Origin of the sequence: Pseudomonas atagonensis (assembly GCF_011369485.1) — a bacterium.
Lineage (GTDB): Bacteria > Pseudomonadota > Gammaproteobacteria > Pseudomonadales > Pseudomonadaceae > Aquipseudomonas > Aquipseudomonas atagonensis.
The window spans coordinates 17,746-31,294 of the sequence record NZ_VXCA01000007.1 but is presented as its reverse complement, the minus strand read 5'-3'; the positions used below and the strand labels follow the sequence as shown (position 1 = coordinate 31,294).

Here is a 13,549-nt window from a genome sequence, read left to right as displayed (position 1 = left end):
GTAGGAGTGAGCCTGCTCGCGACGGCATTTTAATAAGCGCTGAAGAATTACTTGGTTGGCTTGACGGTAACCGGCGCCTTGCCCGCCTTCATTTGCTCAAGCAACGGCGCACATTGATTGGGCTCGCCACCACTCGGCGCGACCAGCGCCAGCAACCCGGCCGCCGGCGCAGCGATCACCCCCAACGCCACCATCCCCGCCCCACGCAGCAGTAACGGCACGGCTTTCACGCCAGCATCGGGCTTGATGAACTTGCCACGCACGTACAGCGGCGAACGCAGGGAGATCAAGCGCCAGCCCTTGGATTCCGGCGTCACCGTCAGGTCCAGTTGCTCGGTCGCCATGTTCGCCGTGCCGTCGATGTAGATGATCGCGTTCTCGGTGTCGAAGACGAACAGCCGCGTCGTCGCAAGCCCGGTTTTGATATCGAAGTCGGCGGCCGCACAGTTGATCTTCACTTCCTTGTCGCCAAAGATCTTGCCGACCACATAGTTGCCGACGTTAAGCCCGGCCAGCTCCATCAGTTCACGGCTGATCGCCCCGTCGTTGATCAGCATCTTCAGATTGCCGTTGGCGCCCCCCAGCAGCTTCGCCACCGAGTTGCCGCGACCTGTGATATCGGCGTCGCCGTTGAGTTCGCCGAAACTGGTTTTCATCGGTTCGAAGGTCGGGAACAGTTCCTTGAGCTTGAATTTGCGTGCAGTCAGTTTCGCGCGGCCCTCCAGCGGTTCGGTGCGGCCATTGAGGCGGATTTGTGCATCGAGGTTGCCCCCGGCGACACCAAAACGCAGCGGCTCCAGGCTGAGCTCGCCGTCATTGAGTTTCAGGTGGGTATAGAGGTCGGTGAACGGCAGCTTCTCGCTGTGGACGATGCGCTTGCCAGTGAACTCGACATCGGCGTCCATCGCGCGCCAGCGGTCGGTTTTGAATTCCTCGACCGGCAACACCTTGTCCGCTGGCTGTTTGCTCTCGCCGCCACGGGCCTTCTGTTTGTCGTTGGAGTCGGCGCCGATCAGCGGCGCGAGGTCGGCGAACAGCAGTTGATTGGACAGCAGCGCACCGCTGAGCTTTGGCCGTGGCTGACTGGCGACGTAGGTCAGATCACCGTGGATGTCGCTGTTGCCGATCTTGCCGTTGAATTTCTCATAAGTGAACGTTGCTCCCGCCGCGTCATGCAGCTTGGCGATCAAATGGCCGTCGGTGGCATACGGTGGCGTGTCCGGCAGCGTCACGCCGGTCAGCGGATAGAGATTGCCGAGGCTGGCGCCGGCCAGTTTCAGGCGCAGATCGAGGGCGCCGAGGTTGAGCGGATCAGTCAGGGTGCCCGCCAGTTCGATGCTGGTGTCGCCAATCTTCGCCTGCGCCTGCAGCGGGAATGGCTTGCTCGAATCCTGTAATGCCAGCAGCCCCCCGAGTTTGCCCTGGCCGGTAAGATTCTGACCGTGATACTGACCTTTTACTTTCACCGCAAAGGCATAATCCTGCGGTGCAGCGCCCTTGTCCTGCGCGGCTTTCGCCGCTTTATCGCCAACGATTTCGCTGAACGGAATCGGTTTGCCCAGCGGATCGATCAACACATCCAGGCTGGTTTTGAGAGTCTGGTCATCGAGGGTGACATGACCCTTGTCGAACTTGATCGCGCCAATATCGACGACCCAGTTCGACGGTTCGGCATTCGGGTCTTTCGGATCGAACTTGAACGTCCAGTTGGCCCGGCCATCGGCCAGACGCTGCAACTCGGCGTTGGGTTCAGTGAGGTCGATACGCGGAATGACGACGCGCTGCGCCAACAGAGCCAGCGGCGAGATACGCAGTTCGACGCGCTTGAGGCTGACCATTTGCGGCTGCTTCGACCAGTCCGGATTGCCCAGGCTCAAATCCTCGGCGACCACGTGCGGCCATGGCACCCAGGCACGCCAGCCGCCCTCGTCCGGCTCGCGCTGCCAGATCACCGCAAGGTTGCCGTTGATGGCGAACGGTCGGTGCAGCTCTTCCGAGACTTTGGCGTTGAGCGGCGGTTTGATCCGGTTCCAGTCGAAGAACACGATGATCAGCACCAGTACCGCCAGCAGCAATACGAGGGTGGCGAAGGTCCAGCTGAAGATTTTTCCAGTGCGCGTCATGCACAAAGCTCCTGATCACGACCGCACGCCGACATCGTGGCGCACAGCTGAAACGGCGGACCAAAGCGGCCCCTATGAAGTCTGTGACTGGCAAACGCCTCGCAGGTTTAACTGAAAGACTGATTCCAGCGTAAATAGACGAACGAAATCTGACCGATCGGTCGAGCAGCGTTACCGCGACCCGCACTTTTGCGAGGCGCAAGTGAGTCGAAAATACCCACCACGGTGCAAAACCGCCGCCCGGAAACGCCCGAGCTAGAGCCTCCCGGCAGAACAATCAATTCTGTTGATTATTACCATTGCGTTTATGAACTTTTATATCGACTTATCGAGAGTAGCATTGCCCTCGTACCCACTTTATCGCCCTCCCAAGGAGCAACCCATCATGAAACGACAATTACTTCTCAGCCTTACCCTATCGATGCTAGCCAGCACTGCTTTTGCCCTGCCCGCTGCCGATCAAGCGACCCCGCAAGTGAAATCCAGCCACTCGGTGTTCAGCCAGACAGTTGCCGCCGATGGTTCCGACCGCACGCCACAAGGCCAGACCCTGGCTGAAAACGGCCGCAACCGCCTGGAAGAAAAAGGTCTGGTGCAAGATGGCTATGACAAAACGCCACAAGGTCAAACCGTAGCTGAAGGTGGCCGTGATCGTCTGGAAGAGAAAGGTCTGGTGCAAGACGGTTCTGATCGCACCCCACAAGGTCAAACCCTTGCATCCGATGGTTCTGATCGCACTCCACAAGGCCAGACTCTGGCGTCCGACGGTTCCGATCGCACTCCACAAGGTCAAACCTTGGCTGAAGATGGCTTCGACAAAACCCCATTGGGTCAAGCTGTCGCCGAAGGTGGTGGTGACCGTGTGATCGAACGCAACAGCAAATTGAGCTAAGCCCATGGCGGCCTGGAAAAAAAGCCCAATCACCGGATTGGGCTTTTGACTTTTCCAGCCACGCAAACCCTGCAAGTCAATTTCCCCCTAATCCCCGCTGCCGTTCGACGCCGACAAAGCCGATTTGCTAGAGTGCGGCGCTTGTCTTGCCTAAGAACACACCCTTGCGATGCTGCCCCGCGCCGAACAGAAACAACAGACCCGCAACGCCCTCATGGACGCTGCCCGCCACTTGATGGAAAGCGGCCGAGGATTCGGCAGCCTGAGCCTGCGTGAAGTGACGAAAACCGCCGGCATCGTGCCCACCGGTTTCTACCGGCATTTCGCCGACATGGACGAACTGGGGCTGGTGCTGGTCAGCGAAGTCGGTCAAACCTTCCGCGAAACCATCCGCTTGGTGCGCCACAACGAATTCGTCATGGGCGGTATTATCGATGCGTCAGTGCGGATCTTTCTCGATGTGGTCAGCGCCAACCGTTCGCAATTCCTGTTTCTCGCGCGCGAACAATATGGCGGCTCGCTCCCAGTACGTCAGGCAATCGGGCGTCTGCGCGAGAACATCAGCGCCGACCTCGCCGCAGACCTGACGCTAATGCCCAAGCTGCAGCATCTGGACGCGGCAGGCCTGAGCGTGATGGCCGACCTGATCGTCAAATCGGTGTTTGCCACCCTGCCCGACATCATCGACCCTCCGGCTGAAGCACTGCCGGAACATCTGACGCCACAAGCGAAGATCACTCAACAACTGCGCTTTATCTTTATCGGCCTCAAGCACTGGCAAGGGCTGGGCAGTACCGAGTGATACCTTCTCTTCAAGTCACCGAAAAACCTGTGGGAGGGGGCTTGCTCCCGAATGCTGTGCGTCATTCAAAACATGCCTGACTGACACACAGCATTCGGGAGCAAGCCCCTCCCACAATTGACTCACCCTCGCCGCAACAAATTGGTGCATGTAAAAAGTTTCACGCACCAAAACCTCTCAGAATCCTGCAACATCTTGAAACATCCACTACGCTCCGACAGGGATTTCCTACATCTCGTCCGATTGGCAAGCCCCTTGCTCTAGCCTGAGTATTGTCCACTGCTGGAAGCTTTCCCCATGCTGGTGATTCATCGAAGAATCGACCCTCAACCCGTCTGGGCCGCCGAGTTGCACCTGACTTTCGAAGCCCGCAGTAAAAGCCGTTTGCGCTGTTTCAGTGCCGAGGGCGAAGACGTCGGGTTGTTTTTGGAGCGCGGTCAGCCGCCACTGTCTGACGGTGAATGCCTGCAAGCCGAAGACGGCCGCGTCGTCCGCATCTGCGCCCGTCCCGAGCAATTGCTGCACGTCACCTGTGCCAATGCCTTTGAACTGACCCGTGCCGCCTACCACCTCGGTAACCGTCACGTCGCCCTGCAAGTCGGCGATGGCTGGCTGCGTTTGCTGGACGATTACGTGCTCAAGGCCATGCTCGAGCAACTGGGTGCGCAGGTCGAAGCCATCGAAGCACCGTTCCAGCCCGAGCACGGCGCCTACGGCGGCGGCCATCACCATTCGCGACACGGCGACGAAGACTTCAACTACGCGCCGAAACTGCATCAGTTCGGCGTCCGCCTGTGAACCCGGCCTGGGCGCTGCTGCGCCTGGCCAGTCCGCAATTGCCGATTGGCGGCTACAGCTATTCGCAAGGTCTGGAAATGGCCGTGGAGAACGGCCGGGTAAACAACCCGGACAGTGCCCGCCGCTGGATCAGCGATCAGTTGCTGCTCAACCTCGCGCGCTTCGAAGCACCGTTGCTGCTCGCCCATTGCCAAGCGGCTGCGGATGAACACTGGAGCGAGCTGCTGCAGATCTGCGAAACCCACCGTGCCAGCCGCGAAACCCGCGAGTTGCATCTTGAGAGCCGGCAGATGGGCTATTCGTTGCAGCAGTTGCTCAACGGCTTGCCTGAACTCGATCCCCCGGCCCGGGACTTTCTCGTGCAGTGCGGCGAACCGCACCTCGCGTTGGGCTGGGCACTGGCCGCACGCGCCTGGGGGATCAGCCCGCAGGATGCCCTTGCCGCGTGGCTGTGGAGCTGGCTGGAAAACCAGCTCGCGGTCTTGATGAAAACCTTGCCGCTGGGCCAGCAAGCCGCGCAGCGCCTGACCAGCGAACTGCTGCCACTGCTGCAACAGGCGCAGCAGGACGCGACCCGAATCAATCCCCAACACATCGGCAGCGCCGCGTTCGGCCTGTCCCTGGCGTGCATGGCCCATGAGCGCCAGTACAGCCGCCTCTTCCGCTCTTAGGAGAAACCAGCATGAACACACAACCTCTGCGCGTCGGCATCGGCGGCCCGGTCGGTTCCGGCAAAACCGCGTTGACCCTGGCCCTGTGCCTGGCGCTGCGCGAGCGCTACAACCTTGCCGTGGTCACCAACGATATCTACACCCGTGAAGACGCCGATTTCCTCGTGCGCAACGAAGCCCTGGCACCTGAACGCATCATCGGCGTGGAAACCGGCGGCTGCCCGCACACGGCCATCCGCGAAGACGCCTCGATCAACCTTGAAGCGGTCGATCAATTGAACCGACGCTTTCCGGGGCTTGATCTGATTCTGGTGGAGTCCGGCGGCGACAACCTCTCGGCGACGTTCAGCCCGGAGCTGTCCGACCTGACTATCTATGTGATCGATGTTTCGGCCGGCGACAAGCTGCCGCGCAAGGGCGGGCCCGGAATCTGCAAATCCGACCTGCTGGTGATCAACAAGATCGACCTCGCGCCGCTGGTGGGCGCCTCGCTGGAGATGATGGACAGCGACACAAAACGCATGCGCAACGGCAAGCCGTTCGTCTTCAGCAACCAGAAAACCGCTCAGGGCCTGGAAGACATCATCGCCTTCATCGAACGCCAGGGCTTGCTGACTGCAGCCTGATTCATTTTTCAACAAGGAAGCTTATTCATGACACTCAAACGTATTCTCGGCGCCGTCGCGCTGCTGCTCACCCCAGCATTGGCCTTTGCTCACCCGGGGCATGGCGACTCGGGCCTGATCGCCGGCATCAGCCACCCGATCGGCGGTCTCGACCATTTGCTGGCGATGGTGGCTGTTGGCTTGTGGGCGGCGCAGCAACAAGGCGCGGCACGTTGGGCGCTGCCGTGCACGTTTGTCGGCACCATGCTGATTGGCGGCATGCTCGGTTTTGAAGGGCTGGAACTGCCGGCGCTGGAAAGCGGGATTGCCGCGTCGGTACTGGCGCTGGGTCTGGCGGTTGCGTTGGCAGTACGTCCGCCGCTGGTGATGGCGGTGGCGGCGACGGCGGTGTTTGCGCTGTTCCATGGAGTGGCGCATGGACTTGAATTGCCGGACATGACCAGCCCGTGGGCGTATGCCGCCGGTTTCGTCGGCGCGACTGCGGCCCTGCATGCCGCGGGTTACGCGGTGGTTCGCGTTCTGCCTCAGGCTGCTGCGCCACTGGTGCGACTGGCCGGCGCCGCTTCGGCGGTGACTGGCGCATGGTTACTGGCAGGCTGATCTTTATTGCCTGAACCGGCCTCTTCGCGAGCAAGCCCGCTCCCACTTTTGACCGTGTTTCTCCTGTAAGAAACGGTTCGAATGGTGGGAGCTGACTTGCTCGCGAAGGCGGCCTGACAGACACCGTCTCTCTCGAGCAGTGCTCTCTGCTACCATGTCGCGCTATCGCCCCAGCCGTGACGACGTCCGCCCATGCCCCACGCTTCCCGCTCCACCTCCCTGCCTGAATTGACCACCCTGTTCAGCGCTGTGCATCAGCACTTTCTGAACGTGATCGTGCCGCTCTGGCAAGGCCCGGGCTGGAATGCCGAGATGGCACTGCCTTACGAGGCGCTGGACGCCGCACACCAGCCGCTGCCACCGCAACGCTATCGGGCGATGGCCTGCGCACGGCAGCTGTATCTTTTTTCCAGCCTGATCGGGGTTGTGGATAACGCCGAGGAACGCGCAGCGGCGCTGTTCCGCTCCCTGCAACGCCACTTCCATGATGCCGAGCACGGCGGCTGGTTCTACAGCATCGATGCACAGGGCAAACCGCTGGATCAACGTAAAGATCTCTACACCCACGCCTTCATCCTGTTCGCCTGCGCGCATTACTGGGCCAAGTCCCGTGAGCCGCTGGTGGAGTCGACGCTCAACGCCGCTTTGGAAATCATCGGCCGCCGTTTTGCCACCGGCGATGGCTTGTACGAAGCCTGCCTTGAACGCGACTGGATCACCCTGCAAACCGGCCCGCTGCAAAACCCGCTGATGCACTTGGCCGAAGCGTTTCTCGCCACGCTTTCCGTGCGCGAAGATGCCGCGACCAAGAAGATGCTGATCGAGTTATGCACAGCCATGCACAAGCACTTCGTCGACCCGCAACATGGCGTGTTGATGGAGAAGCCGCTGGGAGCTGTGGATAACTGGTACGAGCCGGGGCACCAGTTCGAATGGTATTTCCTTCTCGAAGCGTCGCCACTGCTGCGCGGCTCGAAGCTGCACGCAGCGCTGGATCGGGCGTTTGCCTTCACCGAGCAATACGGCGTGGTGCAGACCTGCGGCGCCGTGCGGGCGATGCTCGATCTGGAGACGCAGGGTCGGCCTAAAGATTCGACTCAACGGATCTGGGCACAGGCTGAATACCTGCGCGCCCTGACGTTGCGCCCGGACAGCGAAGCCGTGGTGTTGCGCCAATTACAGGCGTTGCAGCAGCGCTTCCTGCATGCCGGTGGCTGGCATGAATGCCGTGATGAACAGGGTGAAGTCAGCCGCAAGGACATGCCATCGACGACGCCGTATCACTTGGCGACGTGCTACAGCGGTCTTACCGAATACCTGCGCTGATCTAATGGCAAAGGAGATCTTCTCTGGTGAAGAGATCTCATGTGGCGAGGGGATTTATCCCCGTCGGGCTGCGCAGCGGCCCCACTCTTTTCAGGGTCGCTTCGCGCCCCTGCGGGGATAAATCCCCTCGCCACAATAAATCCCCATCTCAAAGCCATGTTCTGAGCAGAAATCCGGGTTACATCAAGCGATCCACTTCTTGTCGCCCGTGAAGCTGATGGTCAACCAGCGCGCCGCATCCGGCTTGCCCAGCTTCGCCGAAATCTCCTCACGCAGCGTATCCAGTTGCCCGACGCTGCTCAGCGCGTAATCCGCCGGCAACACCACGTGAATCTCGATAAACCGTGCCCGCCCATGCTTCTGCACGTAGGACACGTAGTCGTCGAAACCATGCTCGACCTTCGCCGCCTCCATCACTTGTCGCACCTGGTCATCCAGCGTGTCCGGCGCAATACCGAGCACGTCGCGTAGCGCCGGGCCGAGGATTTTGAAGGCCGGCGGCAGCATGGTCAGGGCCAGCACGATCAGGATCAACGGGTCGACAAACTTCGCCCATTCTCCATAACCCTGGGACTTGAGCAGCAACGCCGCGAGAAAACTGATCAACAGACCGACCGACAACATCGCGTCCACCAGCCAACTGATGTTGTCGAATTGGATCAGGCTGGACTTGAGCTTGCGATTGCGTCGGCGCACGTAGAAGAAATAGGCGAACTCGACGACGGTAAACACCGCCGCATAGACGATCACCAGCCCCAACTCGATCTCGCGGCCACCGTTAATGATGCCGAACACACCGTTGAGAAACGCATAGATGGCGATCAACAGCAGGAAACTGCCTTCGATCAACAACACCATGGGCTCCAGATGCCAGAAACCGAACTGGAAGCGGTGATTGCTTTCCTTGGCAATCAGCCTGGCGGTGATCAGCATCAGGACTTTGATGAACGTTGCTATCAACGAGAAAAAACCATCGAACAGGATGGATTGCGAACCAGAAATAAAACCGGTGACGATCCCGGCGATCGACACCGCGAACATCAGGAGGGTCGATTGTTTGAGCAGTGCCTGCTCACCTCGGTTACTCACTTGAACTCCTCGAAAAACCTTGAAAACCGCGGGGTGCGGTGGGGTTGTTGAGGAGTGAGTCTACCTTACTGCCAGATTTTGGCCGTTTTGCCCTCATCGCCAGCAGGCTGGCGAAGAGGGCAAAATCGTATCAAGCCTTGTTGCGCTCGATGGCAAAACCGGCCCAGGTCTGGCTCACCGGCATCAGCTCCAGGCTGTTGATGTTGATGTGCGCGGGGGTATTCATGACCCAGAAAATCGTCTCGGCGATGTCCTGCGGCTGAATCGGATCGGCACCGGCGTAGGTGGCGTCGTAACGCGCCTGATCACCGGCAAAACGCACCAGCGAGAACTCGCTTTCACACAAACCCGGCTCGATGTTGCTGACGCGCACGCCGGTACCCTGCAAGTCGCAGCGCAGGTTCAGCGAGAACTGTTTAACGAACGCCTTGGTCGCGCCATACACGTGGCTGCCCGGATACGGGTAGTTGCCGGCGATAGAGCCAAGGTTGACGATGCCCGCGCCTCGGCCATGGGCGATCAGGCGCGGCAGCAGCAGGCGGGTGGCGTACATCAGGCCTTTGACGTTGGTGTCGACCATGGTGTCCCAGTCATCCAGATCGCACTTCGGCGCAGGATCAACACCCAATGCCAGACCGGCGTTGTTGATCAGGCCACGCAGTTTGGCAAACGACGGCGGCAGGTTGGCAATGGCCTCTTCCATGGCTTTGCGATCACGCACATCAAGCACCAGGGCATGCACTTCGGTCTGCTTCGACAGCTCGGCGCACAGGGCATTGAGGCGTTCTTCACGACGACCGGTCAGCACCAGTTTCCAGCCGGCCTCGGCAAACCGACGGGCGCAAGCTTCACCAAAACCGGACGTTGCGCCGGTGATAAACAGGGTGTTGGACATCGTGTTCTCCTTGCTTCGGCCACCGGGGCAGCCCTTGGAATAGAAAATCAGCCGCCAGCATGCCCGCCCTCGCAATCACGGGCAACACCCGTGAACCGTATAAAAAACAACCAATTCTCTCGACGCTATGAGGTGCGTGGCCTGTAGCCACATGCGCGCACGTTATCCACAGGACCTTCCACAGTTTCCGGGGGCAAGTCGAAAAGCGCAAAGCCGCGCCACACAAGGCTTTGCGGGGTAAATAGAAAGTTTTTTGCTTGACCCTGAAGTAGCAGATGTGCGGGACATGGCATTTTGCACGATCGGTCGGTCACCGCGATGATTGCGCGAGGCCAGTAACGACGGTACCTGGCCGCGTCTTTCCAGAGTTTAATCACAGACTTATCCACAGGCCTGCTCACATGGAATTGCCCGCAGCGCAGCCCATATAAAAAGGTTGACAACAACGCCTTCAGCCCCGGCAAAAACGCCTGTTCAAAAAACGATCAAAGCCCTGTAAGCCACGGCACAAAAGGGCTGCAGCCAGCTACTCCCACGTTATTCACAGCCAGCTCCACAGCAAACGGGGACAAGTCAAAACTGTGGAAAAACAGCCATTTGCAGCGTCTATATGTCGCGCTTTGGCAGGTAGCGGAATTTGTTTTCCACAATTGCAGGATCTGCGCAGAAAAAAGGGTGGGAGGGGGCTTGCTTCCGAAAGCGGAGTGTCACGTAACATCTACGGCGACTGATAGACCGCTTTCTCGAGCAAGCTCGCTCTTACAGGGAATTTGTAGGGTCTGGAGATATAAAAAAGCCCCGGGACTTGTGTCGCCGGGGCTGTGTGTATCTGTGGAACTCTCAGTGCCCGCCCAGATACGCGTTGCGCACCTCTTCGTTCACCAGCAACTCCTTGCCGGTGCCGGTCAGGCGGATCTCGCCGTTGACCATCACATACGCCCGGTCGGACAGCTTCAACGCATGGTTGGCGTTCTGCTCGACGAGGAAGATGGTCATGCCGGTTTTCGCCAGCTCCCGCAGGGTGGCGAAGATCTGTTTCACCACGATCGGCGCCAAGCCCAAGCTCGGCTCATCCAGCAGCAACAGCTTGGGCCGACTCATCAGCGCGCGGGCGATGGCGAGCATTTGCTGCTCGCCGCCAGACATGGTCATCGCCCGCTGGGTACGCCGCTCTTCGAGCCTTGGGAAAAGCTCGAACATGCGCTGCATGTCTTCCTTGGCGTACTTGTCGCCAATCGGAATCGTGCCCATCAGCAGGTTTTCCTCGACGGTCATGTCAGGGAATACCCGCCGCCCTTCCGGTGACTGCGCGATGCCGTTCGAGGCGATGTAGTGCGAGGACTTGTGGGTAATGTCGACCCCTTGATAGAGAATCTGCCCGCCCGCCGCCCGTGGCTGGCCGAAGATCGACATCAACAGTGTCGACTTGCCTGCGCCGTTGGAGCCGATCAGGCTGACGGTTTCCCCTTCATTGATCTGCAGTGACACACCTTTGAGCGCCTGGATCGGCCCGTAGAACACGTCCAGGTCTTTGAGTTCGAGGATCGGTTGGCTCATACCAGCTCCTCTTCGTCGGCGCCCAGGTAGGCGGCAATCACTTTCGGGTCATTACGGATCGCTTCAGGTCCCCCTTCGGCAATGACGATGCCGTGGTCAAGCACCACGATGTGATCGGAAATGCTCATTACCATGCCCATGTCGTGTTCGATCAGCACCACGGTCAGATCGTGCTCGTCGCGCAGCAGCCGGATCATCGCGCTCAGCGCTTCGGTTTCCTGAGGGTTGAGGCCGGCGGCCGGTTCGTCGAGGCAGATGATCTGCGGCCGCGTGCACATGGCCCGGGCGATCTCCAGCCGGCGTTGCTGGCCGTACGAGAGTTCACCGGCGAGACGGTTGGCGCAGTCCACCAGATCCACCACTTCCAGCCAGTAGAACGCGCAGTCCAGCGCATCGCTTTCGGCCTTGCGATAGCCTTTGGTGTTGAGGATGCCGGCCAGCATGTTGCGGTTGACCCACATGTGCTGGGCCACCAGCAGGTTTTCCAGCACCGACATTTCCTTGAACAGGCGAATGTTCTGGAACGTGCGCGCCAGGCCTGCACGATTCACCAAGTGAGTACCGCCGAACATCTTGTAATACAGACGGCTGAGGAAGCTTTTCGGCGAGACGAAGTCGGTCGGTTTGAACGACTCACCCAGCAACTGGATGACGTTGGTCTGTTTACCGCGCACGTTGAGTTCGATCTTGCCCCCGGAGGCCTTGTAGAACCCGGTCAGGCAGTTGAACACCGTGGTCTTGCCGGCGCCGTTGGGGCCGATCAGCGCGAAGATCGAATTGCGTTTGACCTTCAGACTGACATCGCTCAGCGCCTTGATGCCACCGAAGTGCATCATCAGTTTTTCAACAGAGAGTACGACTTCACTCATGGCGCAGTCCTCTCATAGTGAATGGCACCTTTGCGTGGAGTGACCCCGGTACGGCTGATGCGGATCAGCCCGCGAGGTCGCCAGATCATCATCAACACCATCAGAATGCCGAACAGCAGCACGCGGTATTCAGCGAAGCCGCGCAGCAGTTCCGGGGCGACGGTCAGCACGAACGCGGCGATCACCACGCCGATGGTCGAGCCCATGCCACCGAGCACGACGATGGCGAGGATCAGCGCCGATTCGAAGAAGGTGAATGAGGTCGGGTTGACGAAGCCTTGGTAGGTGGCGAAGAACACCCCTGCCAGACCGGCCGTCGACGCACCGATGGTGAACGCCGAGAGCTTGACCAGCACGTGGTTGAGGCCCATCGAGCGGCAGGCGATTTCATCTTCACGCAAAGCTTCCCAGGCGCGGCCGACCGGCATCTTCACCAGCCGATGCTTGATGTACAGCACGGCCAGCACCACGAGGAACAACACCGCGTAGATGAAGTAGTACTTCACGTCCGGGTTATAGGCGATGCCGAAGAACTCGTGAAACGGTACCCCGCCATCCTTCGCCCGCTTGCCGAACTCCAGACCGAAGAACGTCGGCAGCGGTGCCGGCATACCGTTCGGGCCGCCGGTCAGCGACAGCCAGTTGTTGAGGATCAGGCGAATGATTTCACCGAAGCCCAGGGTCACGATGGCCAGATAGTCGCCGTGCAGACGCAACACCGGGAAACCGAGGATGCAACCGGCCAGGCCCGCAGTGATTGCCGCCAGTGGCAGCACAGTCCAGAAACCCAGGCCGAGGTACTGGTAACCGAGCGCCAGACCGTAAGCGCCGATGGCATAAAACGCTACGTAACCGAGGTCGAGCAGGCCGGCCAGACCGACCACGATGTTCAATCCCAACCCCAGCAGCACGTAGATCAAACCGAGAATGACCACGCCCAGCAAGTAAGAGTTGGAGAAGAACGGCACGGCCACGGCCAGCACGATCAGCAGCGGAATGATCCAGCGCAGCGAGGACTTGTGGTCGGCGGGCAACACATGCACACCGGAACCGGTGCTCTCGAATCCGTCGAGAATCTTCAGGCCTTTGGGTGTTTGCAGGAACAGGCTGAGGGCAAAACGACCGAGCATGACGATGCCGATCAGCCACGCCACGCGAGTCGGCTCCAGGTTGAAGCCATAACCGTCGAGCACGACGCCGACAATCGGGCCGAACACGATCAGGGCAATCAGACCCGCGAGAATCGCCTCAACCAGGCTTTTTTTGATATCGATGCTTTTTTGAGTGGTTGAAGACATTGC

At 59.7% G+C, this 13,549-nt stretch carries 13 protein-coding genes; 7 read left to right on the top strand and 6 right to left on the bottom strand.

Annotated elements, in window-relative coordinates; genetic code table 11:
- Nucleotides 1-47 precede the first annotated feature (47 nt).
- Nucleotides 48-2,123: an AsmA family protein gene (locus F2P67_RS05000; protein ID WP_166218112.1), complete on the bottom strand. Its 2,076-nt coding sequence runs from the start codon at nucleotides 2,121-2,123 to the stop codon at nucleotides 48-50.
- A 385-nt stretch (nucleotides 2,124-2,508) separates the two neighbouring features.
- On the opposite strand from F2P67_RS05000, the gene F2P67_RS04995 reads away from it, so the two are divergent.
- The 7 genes from F2P67_RS04995 to F2P67_RS04965 all read left to right on the top strand — a co-directional run bounded on the left by F2P67_RS04995 (nucleotide 2,509) and on the right by F2P67_RS04965 (nucleotide 7,838).
- Nucleotides 2,509-3,015 carry a hypothetical protein gene (locus F2P67_RS04995; protein ID WP_166218109.1) on the top strand — a complete coding sequence of 169 codons (507 nt, stop codon included), beginning with the start codon at nucleotides 2,509-2,511 and terminating at the stop codon, nucleotides 3,013-3,015.
- Between the two features lie 169 nt (nucleotides 3,016-3,184).
- Nucleotides 3,185-3,817, top strand: a complete 633-nt coding sequence (locus tag F2P67_RS04990) for a TetR family transcriptional regulator (RefSeq protein ID WP_025111817.1) — start codon at nucleotides 3,185-3,187, stop codon at nucleotides 3,815-3,817.
- 297 nt (nucleotides 3,818-4,114) lie between these two features.
- A complete protein-coding gene (gene ureE, locus F2P67_RS04985; RefSeq protein ID WP_166218106.1) occupies nucleotides 4,115-4,615 on the top strand; it encodes an urease accessory protein UreE in 501 nt (166 codons plus the stop codon).
- Nucleotides 4,612-5,286: an urease accessory UreF family protein gene (locus F2P67_RS04980; RefSeq protein ID WP_166218103.1), complete on the top strand. Its 675-nt coding sequence runs from the start codon at nucleotides 4,612-4,614 to the stop codon at nucleotides 5,284-5,286. Before ureE ends, F2P67_RS04980 begins: the two co-directional genes overlap by 4 nt.
- An 11-nt stretch (nucleotides 5,287-5,297) precedes the next feature.
- The gene (ureG, locus tag F2P67_RS04975; protein WP_166218100.1) at nucleotides 5,298-5,912 is read left to right on the top strand and encodes an urease accessory protein UreG; all 615 of its coding nucleotides are present in this window, start codon (nucleotides 5,298-5,300) and stop codon (nucleotides 5,910-5,912) included.
- Nucleotides 5,913-5,939: 27 nt separating this feature from the next.
- A complete protein-coding gene (locus tag F2P67_RS04970) occupies nucleotides 5,940-6,512 on the top strand; it encodes a HupE/UreJ family protein (RefSeq protein ID WP_166218097.1) in 573 nt (190 codons plus the stop codon).
- Between the two features lie 192 nt (nucleotides 6,513-6,704).
- Complete coding sequence (locus F2P67_RS04965; protein WP_166218094.1) at nucleotides 6,705-7,838, top strand: AGE family epimerase/isomerase; 1,134 nt, start codon at nucleotides 6,705-6,707, stop codon at nucleotides 7,836-7,838.
- Nucleotides 7,839-8,021: 183 nt separating this feature from the next.
- Here F2P67_RS04965 and F2P67_RS04960 read toward each other — a convergent pair whose 3' ends face one another.
- From F2P67_RS04960 to livM, 5 genes are all read right to left on the bottom strand, one after another.
- Nucleotides 8,022-8,927, bottom strand: coding sequence for a cation diffusion facilitator family transporter (locus F2P67_RS04960; protein ID WP_166218091.1), 906 nt, complete (start codon nucleotides 8,925-8,927; stop codon nucleotides 8,022-8,024).
- Nucleotides 8,928-9,057: 130 nt separating this feature from the next.
- The gene (locus F2P67_RS04955) at nucleotides 9,058-9,822 is read right to left on the bottom strand and encodes an SDR family oxidoreductase (RefSeq protein WP_166218088.1); all 765 of its coding nucleotides are present in this window, start codon (nucleotides 9,820-9,822) and stop codon (nucleotides 9,058-9,060) included.
- Between the two features lie 840 nt (nucleotides 9,823-10,662).
- Nucleotides 10,663-11,379 carry an ABC transporter ATP-binding protein gene (locus tag F2P67_RS04950; protein WP_095138140.1) on the bottom strand — a complete coding sequence of 239 codons (717 nt, stop codon included), beginning with the start codon at nucleotides 11,377-11,379 and terminating at the stop codon, nucleotides 10,663-10,665.
- The gene (locus tag F2P67_RS04945; RefSeq protein ID WP_166218085.1) at nucleotides 11,376-12,248 is read right to left on the bottom strand and encodes an ABC transporter ATP-binding protein; all 873 of its coding nucleotides are present in this window, start codon (nucleotides 12,246-12,248) and stop codon (nucleotides 11,376-11,378) included. The genes F2P67_RS04950 and F2P67_RS04945 overlap by 4 nt, the downstream gene beginning before the upstream one ends.
- Nucleotides 12,245-13,546: a high-affinity branched-chain amino acid ABC transporter permease LivM gene (gene livM, locus F2P67_RS04940; RefSeq protein ID WP_166218082.1), complete on the bottom strand. Its 1,302-nt coding sequence runs from the start codon at nucleotides 13,544-13,546 to the stop codon at nucleotides 12,245-12,247. The genes F2P67_RS04945 and livM overlap by 4 nt, the downstream gene beginning before the upstream one ends.
- Nucleotides 13,547-13,549: the final 3 nt, after the last annotated feature.